Raw genomic sequence first — 18,276 nt, 5'->3', positions numbered from 1 at the left:
GCGGCGCCTCACCGCAGGAGCCGCTCCGTGAGGTCCATCAACCGCTCGGCGTCACGGGGGTCGAGGGTCGGGAAACCGGGCGGAAGTCGCTTCCCCCGGTCGACGGCGGTCACCGGCGCGGTCGGCGGCGCGTCCAGGAACCGGTGGATCGGCGCCACCGCGTCCGCGACGGACCGGGCGGCGACCGCCGCCGCCACCGCGAGCAGCCCCCGTACCACGACCGGAAGCGCGCTACGGTCACCGCTCCTGGTGAACCCGGGATGGTAGAGCACGTATCGGGCTCGGCTACCGGACCGCTGGGCGAAGCCCACGCCGAGCAGGTCGTTGGCCCGACCGGCCTGCAACTGCGCGGCGACGGCCGAGTAGCCCGCCGTCATCTGGGGATCGGTCCAGCGCACCTCGCCTCTCGTGACCCCGACACCGGCGACGTTCACGATCACCGGCGCGGTCGCCCGGTCCAGGGCCGGACGCAGACCGAAACTGAGCAGGTAGCGACTGACGTAGTAGAGCGCGAACGTACGCTCCAGTCCCTCCGCCGTCTCGACGCGACGCGGCGCCACCGCATTGGCGAACAGCGCCAACGCGTCGACGACCTGATGCTCGCCGAGGATGTGCGCGATGACCTGCCGCGTCTCGGCCATGCTGGACAGATCGACGGGAACGAAGGTGATCAGGCCGCCGGCCATCGCCTCGCCCCGTGCACGGCTGCGACCGAGCACCAGGACGCGGTCGCCACGTTCGGCCCGCCCCAGGGCGAACGCACGTCCCATCCCGTTCGTGCCGCCACTGACCACCACGACGCCCACGTCGCCCCCTTATCGTCTTGCTCATCGGCCTGCCTCATCCTGGGCAGCAGGTCGGCGGAGGCGAAAGAAGGCACTTTCATGTCCACAGGTCACACCGGTGTGAGTGCCTCGCTGCGCGATCATCGGCTGCCGATGCCGGTTCCGGCCGGCGAGTACGATCGCTGCCCGGTCACCGACGTGCTGCGGCGGGTGAGCGACAAGTGGACGCTGTTGCTGATCACCCTGCTCGGCCGGCATCCGCACCGGTTCAACGAGTTGCACCGGGCCGTCGAGGGCATCAGCCCGCGCATGCTCACCCGGACACTGCGCGCGCTGGAAGGCGACGGCCTGGTCGAACGTGAGGTGTTTCCGACGGTGCCGCCGAGCGTCGAGTACCGGCTGACGCCGCTCGGTGTCAGCCTGCTGGGGCCGCTTTCCGCGCTGGCCGACTGGGCGGTCGCTCACCATGCCGAGATCGTCGCGGCGCGTCAGCCCGTGGACCCGGTGAGCGTGCCCGAGCGGTGAGGCACCGGTCCGGCGTTTGTCCGCCGGGCGGTGGGCGCCGATCTGGAATGCTTCGTCCATGCCGTCCTTTCCGCCCACCTTCTCCGCCGGGATCGTCGCGCAGCCGATCCAGGCCCAGCTCGAGGCGTTTCTCGACGAGCACCGCGACGCGCTCGACCGCTGCCTGGACGGACTGACCGAGGAACAGGCGCGCCGATCGTTGGTGGCCTCCCGCACCACGCTGCTGGGTCTGGTGAAGCACGCGACCTTCGTCGAGAGGGTCTGGTTCGACGAGGCCGTCACGGGCCGGTCGCGTGCCGAGATCGGCATCCCCGAGCGGTCGGAGGACTCGTTCCTCCTCGACGACGGCGACACGATCGCCGGCGTCCGGCAGGCGTACCGCGACGCCCGCGACGCCTCACGCCGGGCGACCGCCACGCGGGGTCTGGACGATGTCCTCACCGGGCACCGGCGAGGCCCGCTTCCGCTGCGCTGGGTCTACCTCCACGTCCTACGCGAACTCGCCCAGCACTGCGGGCACGCGGACATCCTCCGGGAGCAGATCCTCGACGGACAGCGGGTGGCCGACGACGGCTCGTCGTCGTAACGGCCGGCGTCACGCGCCGGCGCCCTCGCCGGGTTCACCGGTGAGCGAGCCGGGGGCACGCATCCGCCACGCGTCGGTGACCAGTTCCGTCAGACGCTCGACGCCGACGTGCGCCAGCCGCAGCATGACCAGGGGCAGCCCGTCGTACGCGGGGGTGGTGAAGAAGAGGTCGGGCTCGCCGAGGAGCAGCGCCTGCTTCTCCGCCTCGTCGCCCACGTACAGCACGGCGATGTCGGTGCGGATGCGCCGGGGCTTCCCCGGCGTGCGCTCGGGATAGGACCAGACGAACCCCTTGCCGGCGACCCGGAAGTCGAAGCCGTCACTGTCGATCTCGACCACGTCGGGCAGCGACAACGCCACCCGGCGGACGTCGTCCGCGTCAACCACGACGGTCACCCCGGAACACCGCCCTGCGCACCGGCACAGCGTACCCGCCGCGCTGCCCCGCGGCGGGTAGGCCGTCAACCCCGGCGGAACGCGGATGGCACGCTGCCCTGATGCGTGCGGAGCCGACCGGTGACTACTCCTGGCTTTTCGACCTGGTGGCGGCCGACCCGGGCGCGCGCCACCGGGCGCTTGCCCGTCACCAGGCAACTCTCGTCGCGGCGAGCGACGCGCTGGACGAGTGGAACGGCCTGTGGTCGGCGCACTACCGGTCGAGGTCCAGCCAGGCCCGGCTCCAGGCGGCGATGGACGAGGCGCACACCCGCCTCTACCGGCTTCAGCGGCAGACGATCGACGGTCCTCTCAACGCCTTCCGGGACTCCCCGGACGACGACCTCGACAGACGCGCCCGGTGGGCACCGTACGCCGCCCTGTACCTCCGATGGGAGACGGACCATCCCGACGAGTGGGGCGCGCGGGAGTCGTCGATGTGGTCCCGCTGGTCGACGAAGGAGACGCTCCTGCACCGATTCCGTCGGGCCGGTGTCCCGGAAGGCGTCGAGCCGCAGCTCGCCGAGCTGACCCTCGCGGCACTGCGGCGCCCGTACCGGTGCAAGGACTGGATGTACGCGAGCCTGGTCCGTCATTTCCACGGTCCGCTGTTCTTCCACGAGGTGGAGGCACTGACGTCCGCCGACGATGCCCTGGTTCGGCTCCGGGCGCAGTTCGTCCTCCACGTAGCCGAGCACCCGGAGCGGAACGTCACCCGGGTTTCCTGGCGCCGCTGGCTGGACGCGAACCGGCTGACCGTTTGATCACCTGGCACGCCGCGCGACCGCACCGCCGTACAGCCGGACACGGTGGTCGGCGTCGTGGTCCGGCTCGCCGTACGCGAAAGGCGCCGCCGTGCCGTGACTGACGTGCACCAGCCATTCCTCGTAGTACCAGCTCGGGCTGCACGCGCACCCGGTGAACCGGAAGTTGGCCCGGTAACGGCCGACCTGCCCCGGCTCGAGCGTGAACAGTCGCGCCGACGCCGACGGGCGCGGGTACGCCGCCGACCCGGGTAACCGGTCCACGACGATCGACGCCCGGTCGTGCCCGAGCCACAGTCCGACCTCGCGGGCCAGGGCGACGCCTCCGGCGCGTACCCCCTCTCGGTGCCGGTAGCCGACCTCCTGGTCGGCGAGCACGTCGTGGACGACCACCTCGGCGGCCGGCAGCGGCCCGGGCAGCGGCATCGCCCGGACGAGCCCGCGGCGGGCGTTCGCCGCGGGCGCACCGCGGGCGGCGGCGGTCCACCGGACGCGGACCCGTTGAATGAGGATCACCGCCCAGGTGTACCCGGAGCGCACGGCGGCCGCCAGCCGACAAGGGCTCCCGAGCCGGCGTGCCGCCGCGGTTCGGGCCTCGGTCGTCGAACGTCAGCCCGGGCGCCTCGCCGACGCTCAGTCCATCGCGATGTAGAGCCGTTGGCCGCCGGGCCGGTAGCCGACGCGCTGGTAGACCCGCCACGAGTCCTCACCGCCGGCCTCCAGCCAGGCGACCTCCGCACCGGCGTGGAACAGACGCCGGGTGACGTCGGCGGTGATCGCGGACGCCAGTCCCCGGCGGCGGTGGGGCGCGCGAACGGCGATGCCGGCCACCTCGCTGACCGCGCCGACGGGCGCAGCCGCACCGCCTCCGCCCGCGCAGCCACCGTCCTCGGTGACGGCCGTGACGACCACGCCGCCGGCGTCCTGCTGACGCCGCAGGCGAGCCACGTCGGCCGCGGAGGCGACCGGATCACCGCCGAACGCCTCGTTCTGCACGCTGATCAGCGCGGCGCGCTGGGAATCGGTACCCGGTTCGCACAGGCGCAGATGGTCCGGCACTGGTGGGGACGCCAGCGTGTCCGGCGCGCAGACCAGGTAGGTGTGCCGGGCTTCCACGGTGAAGCCGGCGGCGGTCAGCAGCGCCTCCAGATCGGGGACGCAACTGGTGACGTACTCCAGGCGGGGTTTGCGGTCGGCGGCGTGGAACGCCGCGACCAGGGCGGCGACGTCGGCCGCGGTGACGGCGGCGCCGGGGCGCGGCGTCGCGTAGTTGATGTACGGGCTGGTCGTCGTCGGGTCCAGCCCGATCACGAAAGGCCCCACCTCGACGGGCGCGGGCCTACGTGACAGGTTGAGGACGACTGACTGTTGGATGCGGGCATCCATGCTCACGGGAAACCTCGATGCATGAGGGAAGCTGCGACGGTGGAGGAAACGTCGGGCCGCCCCGCCGTGTCGCAGGCACGCGACGGTCATCCGTCGCGTGGTCGACACTCAGGCGGCCGCTCGGCCTACCCGGATCACAGGCGTCATTCCCTCATGCAGAGTCGCCACGCGGTGCGCGTGGCCGACCGCAACCTTGCCCTTACCGACCCGGACGTGTCAATCGCGTACGGCCGGACGTCGCGCATAACCCGCTTGTGGTTCGCGGTCGCGGCGGTCATCCTCGTCCGGTGCAATGGACGGACGACCTGACGGTGCGCCTCGCTCGGGGGACATCGGTACACGCCCTTGTCCGCTATCTCCGTGCGGCTGAGAAGGAGGGGACGCGCCGTCGCGATGTCCTTGCCGTCCTGACCGAACGGTTCGCGCTGCCGTTCGACGATGCGCGGCTCGCGATGGACCGCGTCGGGGGTGGAGTGGTTCGTGCCGCGTCCGGCAACCCCGCGAACGAGCCGGACCCGGTCAAGGACCCGCTGGCGTGGACCTCGTACCGGCTCGAGCTCGGACTGGCAGTCGACGACGGGGACCCCGGTCCGTCGCCCGAGGAACGGGCGGCGGCGCAGGCTCTCCTGGAAGGGGCCAGGCGTGGTGAGCCCACGCGTGGCACCGAAGACGTCGCCGTGGCGCTCGAGGTCGCGCGGCTGGCCGTCGGATCGCGGGAGAGGGATCGGATTCGCTTCCATCTCCTCCTCGAAGCAGCGACGGCACTGTCGGTCGCCGCGGAAGCATGCATCGCTCGACTCGGGCAGCAGCCCTGTGCCGCGGAGGGTTCCCAGGAGTGGGTCGACGGTGTCGCGCTCGCTGCGGCCGCCCGTGCGGTCACCGCGCAGTTCGCTGCCCAGCCCGACCCGGAGTTCGAGGAGCGTGGCCTCGACCTGGTGGGGCGCATCGTCACCGGCCTGCTGGGCCAATGTCACGCCTTCGTCGGCCGAGCGATGATCGAGTCGGCGCGCTGCTCCCTGCGTAACGGCGACCCGGACCGGGCCGCCGACAGCGCCGAGGCGGTGGTGGCCGACTTCGCGGCTCTCCTCGATCGATTCGAGGTCGACGTTCCCGTCGACGAAGACATCGTGGCCTTGGAGCATCTGCGGGCGGCCATCGACCTCCTCACCGAGGTGCGCGGCCGTTCCGCCGAACTCGACGCCCTTCGCGACCGGACCGAGCGACTGCTGGCCGGCTCGTCGATCGACTGAATGATCGCGGCGAAACTGTCGGTGCCGGCGGCTAGCTTGCGCGCGTGATGGAAGTCGATATGGAGAAGGCCGCGCTGTGTGAGTTCCTCGAGTACCAGCGCGTCAGCATCCGGGCCATCCTGGCGGATCTGGACCTGGCCTCGCTGCGAACGCCTGTTCTGCCCTCCGGGTGGTCGCCGCTCGGGCTGGTGGATCACCTCGGCCACGCGGAGCGTCACTGGTTCCAGGAGGTCTTCCGTGGTTCGGTGGAGCCGTTGCCCTGGCCGGATGAGAACACACCGCTGCGTACGACCCGATCGCCGTCCGAGGTCTTCGGTTTCTACCGCGACCAGTGCGACATCTCCGACGCCATCATCGCCGCGGCCCCGTTGTCGGCGGCTCCCGCCGGCCGGCATCCGGACGAGACACTGGCGTCGCAGACCACCGACCTTCGACGGATCATTCTGCACGTCATCGAGGAGACCGCCCGGCACGCCGGTCACCTGGACGCCGTGCGCGAGCTGATCGACGGGCGCACCGGGCTGGGCCCACGCTGAACCGGGCGGTACCGCTGGACCGGTCAGCGGCGCACCCGGTAGCGCAGGTGCAGCACCCGATCGCCCTGGAGCACCACGTCCGGATCCTCCAGCAGGTGCTGCGCGTCCACCGACCCGAAGTAGCGCTTGCCGGAGCCGAACACCACGGGTACGACGTCCATGCGTACCTCGTCGACCAGGCCCGCGGCGAGCGCCTGGCCTCCGACGTCACCGGCCGCGACCTCGACGACGCGGTCCCCCGCGAGTTCCTGCGCCCTGGCCACTGCCGCCTCGACGCCGTCGACGAAGTGGAACGGCGCGTCGGGGTTCCAGCCCTCGGGCGCCGGCCGGTGCGTCACGACGACCACGTGGTCGATCCCGCTCGGCGGCGTCCCGTCCCAGCCGTCGGTCAGGTCGAAGACGTGCCGTCCGACGACGGTCACCCCGATCTGGTCCCAGTACGGCCGGACGTAGTCGTGGGACGTCTGCGACACCCGCAACGCTCCGCTGTCGTCCAGCGGGACGTCCCCGCTGGTCAACCAGTCGAACAGCGGCCCGGGCTGGTCGTTGTCGTCCGCGACGAAGCCGTCCACCGACACCGAGCTGTACAGGACCACAGTGCCCACGCCGCTTCTCCTCTGCCTTGGGTGCTCCCAAGCTAGCGGGCCGTGAGCCGCTGTTCTTGTAGGAAATCAATCGGCCGGCAGCGACCAGCCGTCGATCACGTGACCGGGGTGTTCGTGCAGGAACCGCCGCCAGACCTCGATGTACCGGGTCGGCGTGAGCCCGGTGAACGCCCGGAACTCGTGGCCGAAGTGGGCCTGGTCGAAGTAGCCGGCGTCACCGGCGAGTTCGCCCCAGTCGACAGGTCCGGCGGGGTCGATCGCGAACACGGTGGCGGCGAAGCGGTAGGTGCGCGCGAGTCGCTTCGGCGTGACGCCGACGAGCGCCTTGAACCGCTGCGCCAGATGGGTGCTGCTGACACCGGCCGCCGTCCTCAGGTCGCCGATCGGCACCGCACCGCTGGTCGCCGCGATGACGCCGCTCGTATGCCGCACCAGCCCCAAGCCGGTGGTCTCGGCGCACCGCCGCATCAGCTCGTCCTCGAGCAGCGTCAGCATCGCGTGCGGTCCGTCCGCCGTGGCCAGCCGGTCGCGCAGCTCGGCCACCGCGGGCCGGCCCCACACCTGTTCCAGCGTCACCGGCCGGTCGCACAGCTCGACCGCCGGCATCGGCAGGAACGGCGCCAGACCCCACGGCTTGACGTGTACGCCGACCGAGCGCGTCGGGCACGGATAGCCGAACTCGAACGCACGGGTGGGAGTGGTGATCACGCAGCCGTCGGCGTACTCCGTGGTCTCGATGTCGGTACCGCCGCGGACGCGAAACGGCGCCCCGAGGTTGACGACGAGCAGCGCCGCCGGCATCGGCGGCAGCACGAGCCGGGCGTACGGGGGTGTGCCCTCCAGGTAGTAGAGGTCGTCGATCAGCCCGTCCAGCGGCGGTCGCGGCACTCTGGACACGTACTCCACGTCCACAGCATCGCGGATGCGCCGCCGTCGTCACCGACGCCCCGCCGGGGCCGGTTCACGCCCGCGCGTTCTGCTGACCGCGAAGACGGCTTCATGGGACCTCGTCCACCGGCCATCCCCACGCTGCTGGCCGCCATGACGCCGGATGTGTCCTGGCCCAACGGCTGGGAGGGCGGCGTCCTTCGCGGCCGGGAGCAGGTGGGTGCCTACTGGCGCCGGCAGTGGGACCAGCTCGAACCTGTTGTCACGCCGACCGCGTTCCGCACGGAGGCCGACGGCCGGATCGCCGTCACCGTTCATCAAGTGGTGCGCGACAAGGCCGGAGCGAAGCTTGCCGACCACACCGTCACGCACGTCTACCGCCTCGACAACGGAGTGGTGGCAGCGATGGAGATCCGCGAGTGACGCGACGCGCGGCGATGAGTTTCGATACGGTGCCCGGTCTGCATTCCCGTACACCCGACCGCTGCCACCGGAGGTAGGCGTGAAGCTTCTTCTCACATCCGCGGGGGTTCAGAACCCGAGCATCCAGGACGCGCTGGTCGACCTGCTGGGCAAGCCGATCGCCGAGTCCAGTGCCCTCTGCATCCCCACGGCCGCCTACCCGATGGGCGGGCCCGCCTCGGCCTGGCGCTTCATCACCGGTGAGACACCGCTACCGATGACCGGCCTGGGCTGGAAGTCGCTGGGCGTTCTGGAACTCACAGCGCTACCGAGCATCGGCGAGGAGCGGTGGGTCCCCTGGGTCCGCGAGGCCGACGTCATCCTGGTGCACGGCGGCGACGCGACGTACCTGTGCCACTGGATGCGGCAGTCCGGGCTGGCGGATCTGCTGCCGTCGCTGCGGGACACCGTCTGGGTGGGGCTGAGCGCGGGGAGCATGGTGCTGACCCCGCGCGTCGGCAAGGACTTCGTCGAGTGGCAGTCCGCGCCCGACGACCGCACGCTGGGGCTCGTCGACTTCTCGATCTTCCCGCACCTGGGCCTCGAACCGGACAACACCATGGCGAACGCCGAGAAGTGGGCGGCCGAGATCGCCGGTCCGGCGTACGCCATCGACGACCAGACGGCCATCACTGTGGTCGACGGCACCGTCGAGGTCGTCTCCGAGGGGCAGTGGAGACGGTTCCCCTCCGAGCGGTAGCTACCCGAGCAGCGCCGCCGCAGCGGCCACTGTGACCAGCGACAGCGTCGTCGTCACCACCACCGCCCGGTTGGCGACCGCCTCGCCGACGCCGTACTCCTGGGCGAAGATGAACGTGTTCTGCGCCGTCGGCAGGCCCGCGCACACCACCACGGCGAGCAACTGCGGCGCGGGCAGGTGCAGGGCCAGCCCGGCCGCGTACGCGACGACCGGCTGCGCGACGAGCTTCAGCGCGGTGATCACGGCGAGTTCGGCCGCCCCGGTCGGTTCCGCTCGCGACGGCGCCGCGGGGTGCAGCGACGCGCCGAGCGCGATCAGGGCGGCGGGCGCCGCGGCACCCGCCAGCAGGGCGAGCGGCGCGGTGGCCGCCGAAGGCAGACGCAGACCGGCCGCGGAGCACGCGACACCGAGCAGCGACGCCAGGATCACCGGATTGCGTACGGGCAGCGAGGCGACCCGGCGCACCCGGACCCGCCCGGCCGGGTCGCTGCGGCGGTCCAGGACGACCACGATCACGGGTGCCACCACCAGCACCTGCAGCAGCACCACCACCGCCAGGAACGACACGTCGCCGAGAACCTGCGTCGCGATCGGGATACCGAGGTTCGCCGAGTTGACATATCCGGCGGCCATGCCCCAGATCGGCCGTTCGCCGGGCTCGCGACCGAACAGCCGGCTCGCACCGGCCCAGCCGAACCCGACCACCGCGACGGTGCTCACCCCGAAGGCGAGCAGCGAGCGCCCGGCGAACCCGGACAGCGGCATCCGGGCCAGGGCCAGGAACAGGGCGGCCGGCATCGCGAGCTGGAACACGAACCGGCCGAGCACCGATGCCGCCGACTCGCCCAGCAGGCCCCAGCGGCAGGCCGCGTAACCGGCGGCGGTGAGGATCCAGATCGGTACGAACGCCGACACCAGGCTCATCGCGCTCAGCCTCGCATCTCGTCCGTGCCGGGCGCACACGACCGCCCCACCGTCCGGTCAGGACGGCACTACGATACGGCGATGGTCGACACGCGACGCGGAGAGCAGCCCGACTGGACGCGGGTTATCGTCGGCTACTGCCAGTACGACGTGTCCACGGTGCCGTGGGAGAACGGCATGCCCATCTACACGGTCGGTGACAGACTCCTGCACCCCGGCGGGCCCTCCCAGTTCACCGGGTTCTGCGGTATCCACACCGGCTGGATCGAGATGCGTGCGCGTGTCCTACCCGGCCCGCCGGCGGACGTCGAGGACGGGTGGGACTCCGTCAGCGAGGTGACCCTCTGGAGTCCCACCGGCCTGTTGTCGGTCGTCGGCCTGATGGGCGGCCCTCCGGATGCGCTCACCGACGTCGCCGTCCCCCGCGGGCTGATCCGGGTACGGGTGCACGCCCGCGACCGGTTGCACGAGTCGGTGCGCACCGACGACGACCCGGCTGAGCGGCATGAGCTGCACATCTGGGCCGTCACCGAGGAGACACGATGGCGCACCGTGCTGGCCGGCCCGGGTGATCGCGGTTGGGAGCAGCGGGAGCAGAACCCGGCCAGGGCCGCCGAGTGGGCTCTGCTGTCCCTGGTCCCGCGTCCGTCCACCCGCCCGGCGATGCTGCCGCCGCCGGCCGACCCGTACGAGGACGACGCCGACCTGGACCGGGTGACGGTGGTGCGTCACCGGCCCGCGCCGGTCGCGGTCCCGGCGACGGTGCTGCCGGCCGGCGACCTGGCGATCCGGCTGGAGCGAGTCGACGACGAGACTCTGCGGTGGGCGTGGACGACCGCCGACGAGCCGATGTTCCCTGACCCGCTCGTCACCCTGCCGGACGAGCAGCCGAGTACGGTCCGGCTGATCTCCGGCCCGGACGGCCTCACCCTGCGGCACGAGGGAGTCCGAGGCCGGCACGCCTTCGCTCTCGGCGCGATCTGGGACCATCTGCTCGACAACCCGGGCTCGTACCCGTGGGTCGAGACACTACGTCGGCAGGCCGCCGAGGCGACCTCGCCGGCCGAGAAGCACGGCCGCGTCCAGGCCCAGCGCGACACCGTACGGCGGGGGTGGGGCTGAGCAGTCGCGTCCTGTCCGCGGGCTCCTGGACCGGACGCAATCCCTGGCCCGGCGCGTCCTCTCGGGCGGCGGACAAGGCCCCTGACCTGATCGTTTGCCAGAGTCAGACGTCGAGACGCTGTGGCCCGGGGCCGACCTCGCGGGCGACGGTGTACGTGGGAACGCCGGTCATGCGCGCTTCGGCCTTGCCGGACAGCCCCGCCAGGGCCTGAGCGATGGCGGCCATTCGGCGTTCGGTGTCCGAGGTCTCCACGAAATTGCGGTAGTCCGCCTCGCCGGCCCAACGCACGACGGTGTACACCCGGGTGCCGTCGGTGCTCAGGTAGAAGCGGGCCGACTGGTAGCCAGGATAGAAGCGCACCCAACGCTCCTGGATCTCCGCGAAGGCCGCTACGAACTCCCGTTGGGTGTCGGGGCCGTCAACCGTGTAGTCGATGATCGAGTGGAAGCTGACATCGGCGCTCACGTACGCACTCCTCGTCATGCGGGGCAGGCTGCCGCCATCCTGCAACCTCAACCGACGTTGACATCAAGAGTGGGATCCGTGCACTGACCTGCCGCCGTAGAGGGCGACGAAGACGCGGTCCCGCAGGATCTCGTACTGTCGGCGGCACCGGACGGGTGGGCCCGGCGGGCGTTGCTGAACCTGACCGCCGACAACGACTTCCGGTGGCCGGAATTGGTCAGCCGTCAGGTCCACCTCGCGACCGTCGGCGAGCCGGTTCCAGTAGTGGTGGCCGACCTTGGCGTCTCCGGCGAAGACCTCGCCGAGGATCAGCTCTCCCCCGAGCAGGTCTTGAATGATCAATGCGGTCACCCCGCACTGACCACGGGCTGCGTTGTCGGCGTGCCAATCCTGCACGTCGTGCGGGTCGCAGGTATCCGCTCCCCAGCCGGTGCGCAGCACCGGCCGCAGGATCTCCAGGTCGATCGCGAGAGGGACTGGTCGTTTGTCGTGCTCCTCAAACGTCACCCGGGAAGGGTCGGCCCTCGACCGGGTCGAGAGTCAAGAGATCCCCGTCAAGCTCGCCTGCCGGAGGGGGCGACTCCGATGAAGGCCGATCCTCACATTGAGGCTATGAGCTTCATCGTCAAGCCCGCGTGCTCAAGCGCGCAGCGCGCACCGGGTGACGGCGCCGATCCGGCTCGCAAATGGACGTTGTGCGCCCTGCACGACACCCAGGATCTTCAATGCGATCATCTTCTTCAGAGAATCAGCGCGAGTAGGACGCGTGCCGCAACACGACAAGGGCGAGCGGTCGGACCCGCGGCAGGGCGGAGCGCTGATGATCACGGGATACGACACGGTTTTCATCACCGGCGCGCCGGTCGACGCCGGCATTCGAGTGATGCTGGAAGACCTGCATGCCAGATGGCCGAACGTGTTGGTCGCCCTGGGCGGGGATCATGTCGGGCAGTTTCGTCCATGGCGGACGACACGTGCGCAGATGCCGGCCGGCGCAGGTGAGGTGTACGTCGCGCGCGATGCGGAGATGGAGCGGCGCTGGGACGATCTCGGGTACTCGCTCTCGGAGCACGCCGAGGGACCGTCTGCGGTGCTCTACGAGTTCGCCAGCCAGCCGGCGGTCGAGATCCAGCTCAATGAAGACCCCTACGAGAGAAGGGGAGTCGACATCGATCCATACCCGGCGACGTTGGTAACCGCCGGCTTGTCGCTGGTCACCATCGTTACGCCGGACGCGGACAGCCTCTCCAGCCGAGGGTTGCTCCACGCGCTCAGACAGGCGCTGATCGGTCAGGCACAGAGCTGATCTTTCCGCTGCGACCCACCGCTGGACATCCTCATCTGTCCCAGAGTGTGCGCGTCGCCAGCCGGGAGCCGTTCACGTCGCGACCGGCTGCCGTGCGGTCCGCTGGCGTCCGCAGCCAGTTGAAGAAATATGACGCAAGATGTCAGGTTTTGGGTGGAGCATGGGTTCATCGGCCGACGCCGGTGAGAGGCGCCGACCACGGCACAGATAGATCCGGGAGACAAGGACCTCCATGCGCGAAACCCCACAAGATCTCGAAGAGCTCCAAGCCCTCCTTGACGCCTCCCTCGCCGGCTCCACCTCCCACCTCCGCTCCATCATCAACACGGCGCGCACACTGAACGCGGAGCAGCTCACCCAGGTCCTCACCGGTATGTGCACCCTCGCTCTGTCCAGCGTGACGGCGAAGGGTGAGCCGCGGATCAGCGGCGTCGACGGACACTTCCTGCGAGGCAAGTGGTACTTCGGCACGGCGCCCGACGCCGCCAAGGCTCGCCACCTCGCGGCGCGGCCCGCCGTCAGCGCCGCACATATGCGCGGTGAGGACCTCGGCGTCTTCACGCACGGCAAGGTGGAAATTCTCAACCCCCGCACCGGCGACCAGGCCGCGGACTGGCCGGACGTGCTCGCGTACTTGAAGGACTTCTACGGCGACGACTCCTTCGACTGGGACAGCGACGTGGTCTACTACCGGCTGCATCCGCACTGGATGGCTGTCTATGCCCCAGACATCGCAAAGCTCACCGTGGCGTCCCAGCCCTGATCCACAGCGTTCGTCGGCGTCCGGATGTGCCGATGAGCGATGGTGTCCCGGTCAGGCGCTCGAAGGAATGCCTAGCCCGCCGGGGCGTCGGCCCGGTGAACGTCACCGAGCAGCAGGCGGGCACCTCGGCGGACAACGTTCCAGTCGGTCTTCGGGGAGCGGTCGAGGTTCTTGGAAAGCCACTGCCGCCGGTCTTCGTGTTCCCGCCGCAGATGGACGAGGTCAAGGTCCACGCCAGGCAGCCCGCCACGGCGTTCCAGCTCCTCGACCCGCTGCCCCATGGTGTCCATCAACTCGCGGTTGAGGATCTGTACGGCCTCAAGGTATGCGGTGGTCGGGACGCTGATCCGGACTGCGGGGTCGGCGGTGAAACCGATCTCGCCGTCGTCCTCGTGCCGCCAATCCATGGTGATCTCGTCGCGATCGCCGCTGACGGTACGCCAGAGCCGTAGCTCGGGAGGATTGCGCAGGTAACCGAAGTCCAGGCGGTGATCGCCGTGCCAGATCGCGGCCGTGACGACCGGATGGTCGGGCCCGTCCGCGTTCCCGTCGTCGGTCCGTTCCTCATCCGGTTCGGCCACGAACTCGAGCGGGTCACACGTCCACTGCCCGGGGTGGGAGGCGATGAACGACTGCAGATCGTCGGGCACCGGCTCCAGCACCTCGGGGGTAAGGGCAATGACGTCTTCCCAGAGCCGGGCCAGGTAGTAGTCGACGTAGGGATGCGGATGGACCTCCCGGGCGCGGCGCAGCAGCTCCTGCCCGCCTGCTTCGAGCCAGTACCAGCCCTCGGTGAGCCCGAACTAGTGGAGCCTCGGCTGGTCCCTGCCCCACGGCGACACCTCGTCGAGTGGGTACAGCTCGAACCGGAACCTGATCATCGACGCAGTATCCCGTGACGTCCGGCCGTCGATCGAAATGCCGGACCTGCCGCTGACCGTGTCTCGGCCGCTCGGCCGGGCTTCCGCAACTGCCGATGAGCGTGCTGTTGCCGCCAAGTGGATCTCACGCGCCGTCGGACGCATTCATATGATCGACTCTCATGGAACTGATACGAACCGTGGTCGTGCTCGACGCCGCTGACCTGCACGCTGAAAGTGCGTTCTGGGCCGGGATGCTAGGTGGGCACGTCTTTGAGGACGAGGCGTTCCACAGCGTCATCGACGCTGCCGGCGAGTGGCGGATCGGCGTCCAGCTCGCGCCGAACCATGTTCCTCCCGACTGGCCGAACGGCGAGCCTCAGCAGGTACACATGGACCTCCACGTTGAGGACCCCAAGCCGGCGCACGAACAGGCGGTGAGGCTCGGTGGCCGCTTGCTGCAAGCCGGTGACCTGGAAAGCGATGAGGGGCACCAGGTGTACGCCGATCCGGCCGGCCACCCGTTCTGCATCGGCTGGGGGCAACCATCCCGAGAGGCGCTGGCAAAGTTCGTCCGCGAAAGGTTGGGATGAGGCGCCCCTACTGCCGACTCCTGCGCTCACGACGCACGCTCATGCCGCGGGTTGCGTGCCGTGGCCGGCCACTGCCGGACCCCCGGCATCACCGTGCGTATACGGCATGCAGTTCGGCGTACGGCCGGCGTCGGTCCGGGTGGCGGCGGGCTCTGCCCATGCCGATCTCGGCGCAACATTGCGTGCCTGGCATGCGAGCGCGATGGGCGGGGCACTCCTCGGCCAAGGCGCGGACCTGGTCGGCTTCCAACTCGAACGCTTCTCGGCTGCCGGTGAGCACCAACGTGTCGGCGGCGATGTCCCACCGCAGATGATCGCGGAACTCTCGATACCGGACTCGCCGGTGATCGGCGGTCGACCGCGCCTGCCACGCCTGAGCGGGTAGCACGACGGTGTGTGGCCGGCCGGTCCCCAACAGGGAACGGACCTGCTTCCACCGCGACGGCGGGAACGCGAGGCGGTGATGCAGCAACACCAGGTCGAGCGGGCGCCCCCAACTGTGATGGTGGGGACGTGTCGCGCGACGAAGGGGAAGATAGACGATCGTGTGCGGCGACCGGGCAGCCACTCCCCACGCCAGAGCGAACAGCGTCGCTGTGTCCTTGTCGAGGCAGAACTGGGCTCCAAGAGGGCCCTCGTACAGACCGGCGAACCCCGGCGGCCGTGCCGGCCGCATGACGCGGTACCGATGGCGCCCGAGGTGAACGGTGCTGACCATCACCGGCCATTCGTGTCCGCCCAACCGTCGACCCACTCCAGCAACACCCTTCGACCCTCGTCGTATCGCTGTCCGGTGAGCATTGTCGCCAGGCCCGGCACGACACGGCGACAGAGTTACCTGACGACGGGGAGCCCGGCTCAAGACCGAGGGTGCACTCATGCCGCCGACGTGCCGCACCAACCGTCCGAATACCTTCGCGCCGACGCTGGACATGGCGTGTTCACCGGTGCACATCGTGGCGGCACGATTCGGACCCGAGGCCTTCGAGGACATGCTGCTGAACCTCCGTATCGTGCCTGCGGAATGACGTGAGCCGGTGATGTGGGGGGCTGTACCGCGCCGCCTGCCGCTTCCCCGCCTGTCTCACCCGTCCGGGTCTGTCGACGAGCGGATGGGACCACGGTGGGCGGCACCGGGCTGACCTCGCCGGGATGACGGCGTCACTTCCAGGTGATCGTGGCCTTTGCCCGCCAGAGATCCAAGACGGCCGCGTCCCCGCGTAGTTCGAGGCGCTCAGTCCCACTCCGGTTCCACAGCAGGAGGTAGAGCTCGGACGCGGGTCCCACGACGGTCAGCTGGGCCGGCATCTCACCGGCTACCAGTCGGCCCCCGGCCGGCTCGATGGAGAGCGTCCATCCCGCGTCGATATCAGTCGGCACCAGGGCCATGCTGAGGGGTGGGTCTGCCACCAGACGCCCACCGGGCCGGCCGAAGAAGCCGTTGAGCAATTCGTCGATGCCGTCAGCGGCGAAGGACGGCTCCCAGGAGGGGACCGTGGAGACAGCCGACTCGGCATCGGCCCGGTGTACCGCGGTCTCGTGAGCCTGGCGACGTGCCCAGAACGCCAACGGCGAGGGCGCGGGCAGAAACGTCCAGCATGCAACGCTCTCGTCAGCCGCTGCCAGCGCGTCCACGAGTGCGCGGTGGCCGTCCCGGAACCGGTCGAGCAGCTCGTCGTCCTCGACTGCGGCGAAGAACTCCGCCTCCTCGCGACTGGAGTAAGGCTGACGGCGTCCCGTGATGACGTGGCCCGTGGCCCAGCGATGGACACCACTGACATGGCGCAGCAGATCACGGACCTGCCAGCCGGGGCAGGTGGGCACGGGTGCGTCCAGACCCGCCCGGTCCGCCGCCTCTGCCAGTCGGGCGCCTTCCTCATCCAGCGCGGCAATGTGCTCGGCGATACGCATGACGGGAGCGTCCCACGCACCACCGACCCTCTACCAGGCGGAAAGGGCCGGCGCACCCTCGTACTCCGCAAGCAGCTCCCGCCGCCGCGTCGCGCAAGGCCACGGCACGACGTCTAGGCCCTGTCTCCCGGATCTTGGAGGGTGGGGTCGAAGGTGAGGTTGAGGAGTTCCAGGCCGGTGACGGGCTGGAAGCCGATCTCGGTGTAGAGCGCCAGGGCGGGGATGTTGTCGGTCTTGGTTTGGAGCGACACGGGCGGGGCGCATCCCCACCCGATCTCGACCTGTCGAGCGCCTAAGATGGTCCCGGTGACCTTCCCCGAGCGGCGACCCGCCGACGTCCCGACCGACGAAGAACGGGTCGACGAGCCCCTGCGGTTGCTGACCGGCCCGCCGGTCGCGCTCGACGTCGCCGTCAAGCGGCTCGCCCGCGGCGGCGGCGTCTACGCCTGGTGGGCTGCTCCTTCGGTCCTCCCCGACCTCCCCGGACCGCCGAACGACACCGATCCGTCATGGCGGATGCTCTATCTGGGCCGGGCCACCAGCCTGCGGGGCCGGATCCTGCGCAACCATCTGCGACGGTCGGGCAGCTCGACGCTGCGCCGCACGCTGGCCGGCCTCCTCGTCTCCGAGGGCTACCGCACGACCTGGACCGACCGCGTCGTCCTGGTTCCCGAGGACGAGACACGGCTCACCGCGTGGATGCACGAGCACCTGCGCCTGACCTGGGCGGAAGACCCCGAGCCGACGGTCATCGAAGCCGAACTCGTCCGGCGCCTGCACCCACCGCTCAACGTCCACGGCGTCGACCCCGAGCACATCCAGGCCGCAGTGGTAGCCGCCAAGAACTCGTACAACGCCAGCAGCGGCCCGGAGCAGCCCTAGCCCGACGCCGTCAGCGAGGCTTCCAGATCACGACGGGTGAGGGCGGCGCGGAGGTGCAGCCCCTCGGCCGCCAGGTTCTCCCGCCCGCCCTGCTCGCGGTCGATGGCGCAGACCACCGTCTCCACCTGGGCACCGACGGACCGTAGTTGTCCGCACGAGGTCAGGAGCGCGCCTCCGGTGGTCACGACGTCCTCGACCACCACGACCCGCAGACCGCTCACGCGACCGCCCTCGGCCAGTTTCGCGGTCCCGTACTCCTTGGCCTGCTTGCGCACGAAGACCGTCGGCAGCCCGGTCAGCTGGGACATCACCGTGGCGAGCGGAATGCCGCCCATCTCCATCCCCGCCAGCACGTCGCACTCCGGCAGCAGAGCCACCATCGCCTCGGCGACCTCGCGCAGCAGCGCCGGCTTCCCCTCGAACAGGTACTTGTCGAAGTACTCGTCGCTGACCTGCCCGGATCGGAGATGGAACCGGCCGGTGAGGTGGCAGGTGTCGTAGACGCGGCGCGCGAGCGGGTGAGTCAC

Annotated in this window: 27 protein-coding genes; 14 read left to right on the top strand and 13 right to left on the bottom strand. The window is 70.2% G+C overall.

The window, feature by feature from the left end; all coding sequences use genetic code 11:
• Positions 1–8: 8 nt before the first annotated feature.
• Positions 9–806, bottom strand: coding sequence for an SDR family NAD(P)-dependent oxidoreductase (locus tag ACQP26_RS13380; protein WP_269706661.1), 798 nt, complete (start codon positions 804–806; stop codon positions 9–11).
• Between the two features lie 99 nt (positions 807–905).
• Here ACQP26_RS13380 and ACQP26_RS13375 point away from each other — a divergent pair, with 99 nt between their 5' ends.
• The gene (locus ACQP26_RS13375; RefSeq protein ID WP_269706662.1) at positions 906–1,310 is read left to right on the top strand and encodes a winged helix-turn-helix transcriptional regulator; all 405 of its coding nucleotides are present in this window, start codon (positions 906–908) and stop codon (positions 1,308–1,310) included.
• A gap of 58 nt (positions 1,311–1,368) precedes the next feature.
• Positions 1,369–1,896: a DinB family protein gene (locus tag ACQP26_RS13370; RefSeq protein WP_269706663.1), complete on the top strand. Its 528-nt coding sequence runs from the start codon at positions 1,369–1,371 to the stop codon at positions 1,894–1,896.
• Between the two features lie 9 nt (positions 1,897–1,905).
• Here ACQP26_RS13370 and ACQP26_RS13365 read toward each other — a convergent pair whose 3' ends face one another.
• The gene (locus ACQP26_RS13365) at positions 1,906–2,283 is read right to left on the bottom strand and encodes an MmcQ/YjbR family DNA-binding protein (protein WP_269707107.1); all 378 of its coding nucleotides are present in this window, start codon (positions 2,281–2,283) and stop codon (positions 1,906–1,908) included.
• A 110-nt stretch (positions 2,284–2,393) separates the two neighbouring features.
• On the opposite strand from ACQP26_RS13365, the gene ACQP26_RS13360 reads away from it, so the two are divergent.
• Complete coding sequence (locus ACQP26_RS13360) at positions 2,394–3,095, top strand: hypothetical protein (protein WP_269706665.1); 702 nt, start codon at positions 2,394–2,396, stop codon at positions 3,093–3,095.
• Here ACQP26_RS13360 and ACQP26_RS13355 read toward each other — a convergent pair whose 3' ends face one another.
• Together ACQP26_RS13355 and ACQP26_RS13350 are read right to left on the bottom strand one after the other, a co-directional pair.
• Positions 3,096–3,611 (bottom strand): hypothetical protein, encoded by a 516-nt coding sequence (locus ACQP26_RS13355; RefSeq protein WP_269706667.1) that lies wholly within the window; start codon positions 3,609–3,611, stop codon positions 3,096–3,098. It lies immediately after the preceding gene.
• Between the two features lie 117 nt (positions 3,612–3,728).
• Entirely contained in the window at positions 3,729–4,406 is a 678-nt protein-coding gene (locus ACQP26_RS13350; RefSeq protein WP_269706668.1) for a GNAT family N-acetyltransferase, read from the bottom strand.
• Between the two features lie 362 nt (positions 4,407–4,768).
• Here ACQP26_RS13350 and ACQP26_RS13345 point away from each other — a divergent pair, with 362 nt between their 5' ends.
• Together ACQP26_RS13345 and ACQP26_RS13340 are read left to right on the top strand one after the other, a co-directional pair.
• Positions 4,769–5,731 carry a hypothetical protein gene (locus tag ACQP26_RS13345; protein ID WP_433495876.1) on the top strand — a complete coding sequence of 321 codons (963 nt, stop codon included), beginning with the start codon at positions 4,769–4,771 and terminating at the stop codon, positions 5,729–5,731.
• Positions 5,732–5,778: 47 nt separating this feature from the next.
• Positions 5,779–6,267: a DinB family protein gene (locus ACQP26_RS13340; protein ID WP_269707108.1), complete on the top strand. Its 489-nt coding sequence runs from the start codon at positions 5,779–5,781 to the stop codon at positions 6,265–6,267.
• Between the two features lie 23 nt (positions 6,268–6,290).
• On the opposite strand, the gene ACQP26_RS13335 is transcribed toward ACQP26_RS13340, so the two are convergent.
• Both ACQP26_RS13335 and ACQP26_RS13330 read right to left on the bottom strand, forming a co-directional pair.
• Positions 6,291–6,872 (bottom strand): dihydrofolate reductase family protein, encoded by a 582-nt coding sequence (locus tag ACQP26_RS13335; protein WP_433495875.1) that lies wholly within the window; start codon positions 6,870–6,872, stop codon positions 6,291–6,293.
• A gap of 66 nt (positions 6,873–6,938) precedes the next feature.
• Positions 6,939–7,778, bottom strand: coding sequence for a helix-turn-helix domain-containing protein (locus ACQP26_RS13330; protein WP_433495874.1), 840 nt, complete (start codon positions 7,776–7,778; stop codon positions 6,939–6,941).
• A 93-nt stretch (positions 7,779–7,871) separates the two neighbouring features.
• On the opposite strand from ACQP26_RS13330, the gene ACQP26_RS13325 reads away from it, so the two are divergent.
• Together ACQP26_RS13325 and ACQP26_RS13320 are read left to right on the top strand one after the other, a co-directional pair.
• Positions 7,872–8,183 carry a nuclear transport factor 2 family protein gene (locus ACQP26_RS13325; RefSeq protein ID WP_433495873.1) on the top strand — a complete coding sequence of 104 codons (312 nt, stop codon included), beginning with the start codon at positions 7,872–7,874 and terminating at the stop codon, positions 8,181–8,183.
• A 79-nt stretch (positions 8,184–8,262) separates the two neighbouring features.
• Positions 8,263–8,922: a Type 1 glutamine amidotransferase-like domain-containing protein gene (locus ACQP26_RS13320; RefSeq protein WP_281578109.1), complete on the top strand. Its 660-nt coding sequence runs from the start codon at positions 8,263–8,265 to the stop codon at positions 8,920–8,922.
• Here ACQP26_RS13320 and ACQP26_RS13315 read toward each other — a convergent pair whose 3' ends face one another.
• Positions 8,923–9,846, bottom strand: coding sequence for an AEC family transporter (locus ACQP26_RS13315; protein ID WP_433495872.1), 924 nt, complete (start codon positions 9,844–9,846; stop codon positions 8,923–8,925).
• Between the two features lie 81 nt (positions 9,847–9,927).
• Here ACQP26_RS13315 and ACQP26_RS13310 point away from each other — a divergent pair, with 81 nt between their 5' ends.
• Positions 9,928–10,968, top strand: coding sequence for a hypothetical protein (locus ACQP26_RS13310; protein ID WP_433495871.1), 1,041 nt, complete (start codon positions 9,928–9,930; stop codon positions 10,966–10,968).
• Positions 10,969–11,071: 103 nt separating this feature from the next.
• On the opposite strand, the gene ACQP26_RS13305 is transcribed toward ACQP26_RS13310, so the two are convergent.
• Positions 11,072–11,434: an antibiotic biosynthesis monooxygenase gene (locus ACQP26_RS13305; RefSeq protein ID WP_433495870.1), complete on the bottom strand. Its 363-nt coding sequence runs from the start codon at positions 11,432–11,434 to the stop codon at positions 11,072–11,074.
• A 63-nt stretch (positions 11,435–11,497) separates the two neighbouring features.
• A complete protein-coding gene (locus tag ACQP26_RS13300) occupies positions 11,498–11,941 on the bottom strand; it encodes a YunG family protein (RefSeq protein WP_269706681.1) in 444 nt (147 codons plus the stop codon).
• 259 nt (positions 11,942–12,200) lie between these two features.
• Between ACQP26_RS13300 and ACQP26_RS13295 the strand changes: the two genes are divergently transcribed.
• On the top strand, positions 12,201–12,740 hold the full coding sequence (locus tag ACQP26_RS13295) for a hypothetical protein (RefSeq protein WP_433495869.1): 540 nt from the start codon (positions 12,201–12,203) through the stop codon (positions 12,738–12,740).
• 232 nt (positions 12,741–12,972) lie between these two features.
• Complete coding sequence (locus ACQP26_RS13290) at positions 12,973–13,503, top strand: pyridoxamine 5'-phosphate oxidase family protein (RefSeq protein WP_433495868.1); 531 nt, start codon at positions 12,973–12,975, stop codon at positions 13,501–13,503.
• Positions 13,504–13,574: 71 nt separating this feature from the next.
• On the opposite strand, the gene ACQP26_RS13285 is transcribed toward ACQP26_RS13290, so the two are convergent.
• Complete coding sequence (locus ACQP26_RS13285) at positions 13,575–14,255, bottom strand: DUF5984 family protein (RefSeq protein ID WP_433496138.1); 681 nt, start codon at positions 14,253–14,255, stop codon at positions 13,575–13,577.
• A 290-nt stretch (positions 14,256–14,545) separates the two neighbouring features.
• Here ACQP26_RS13285 and ACQP26_RS13280 point away from each other — a divergent pair, with 290 nt between their 5' ends.
• From ACQP26_RS13280 to ACQP26_RS13270, 3 genes are all read left to right on the top strand, one after another.
• The gene (locus tag ACQP26_RS13280) at positions 14,546–14,956 is read left to right on the top strand and encodes a VOC family protein (protein ID WP_433495867.1); all 411 of its coding nucleotides are present in this window, start codon (positions 14,546–14,548) and stop codon (positions 14,954–14,956) included.
• 106 nt (positions 14,957–15,062) lie between these two features.
• Complete coding sequence (locus tag ACQP26_RS13275; protein WP_433495866.1) at positions 15,063–15,341, top strand: hypothetical protein; 279 nt, start codon at positions 15,063–15,065, stop codon at positions 15,339–15,341.
• A gap of 493 nt (positions 15,342–15,834) precedes the next feature.
• Positions 15,835–15,984 (top strand): hypothetical protein, encoded by a 150-nt coding sequence (locus ACQP26_RS13270; protein WP_269706686.1) that lies wholly within the window; start codon positions 15,835–15,837, stop codon positions 15,982–15,984.
• Between the two features lie 133 nt (positions 15,985–16,117).
• Here ACQP26_RS13270 and ACQP26_RS13265 read toward each other — a convergent pair whose 3' ends face one another.
• Positions 16,118–16,867 carry a maleylpyruvate isomerase family mycothiol-dependent enzyme gene (locus tag ACQP26_RS13265; RefSeq protein WP_433495865.1) on the bottom strand — a complete coding sequence of 250 codons (750 nt, stop codon included), beginning with the start codon at positions 16,865–16,867 and terminating at the stop codon, positions 16,118–16,120.
• A 113-nt stretch (positions 16,868–16,980) separates the two neighbouring features.
• Complete coding sequence (locus ACQP26_RS13260) at positions 16,981–17,118, bottom strand: hypothetical protein (RefSeq protein WP_433495864.1); 138 nt, start codon at positions 17,116–17,118, stop codon at positions 16,981–16,983.
• Between the two features lie 46 nt (positions 17,119–17,164).
• Between ACQP26_RS13260 and ACQP26_RS13255 the strand changes: the two genes are divergently transcribed.
• Positions 17,165–17,749, top strand: coding sequence for a GIY-YIG nuclease family protein (locus ACQP26_RS13255; RefSeq protein ID WP_433495863.1), 585 nt, complete (start codon positions 17,165–17,167; stop codon positions 17,747–17,749).
• Here the strand turns inward: ACQP26_RS13255 and pyrE are convergent.
• Positions 17,746–18,276 (bottom strand): orotate phosphoribosyltransferase, encoded by a 531-nt coding sequence (gene pyrE / locus ACQP26_RS13250; RefSeq protein WP_433495862.1) that lies wholly within the window; start codon positions 18,274–18,276, stop codon positions 17,746–17,748. The two genes, ACQP26_RS13255 and pyrE, sit on opposite strands and share 4 nt — an antisense overlap.

The sequence above is a fragment of the Micromonospora sp. CA-248089 genome (genome assembly GCF_050948515.1).
GTDB lineage: Bacteria > Actinomycetota > Actinomycetes > Mycobacteriales > Micromonosporaceae > Micromonospora.
Note: the sequence above shows the minus strand (reverse complement) of the source record. Positions and strands in the feature narration are given on the sequence as shown.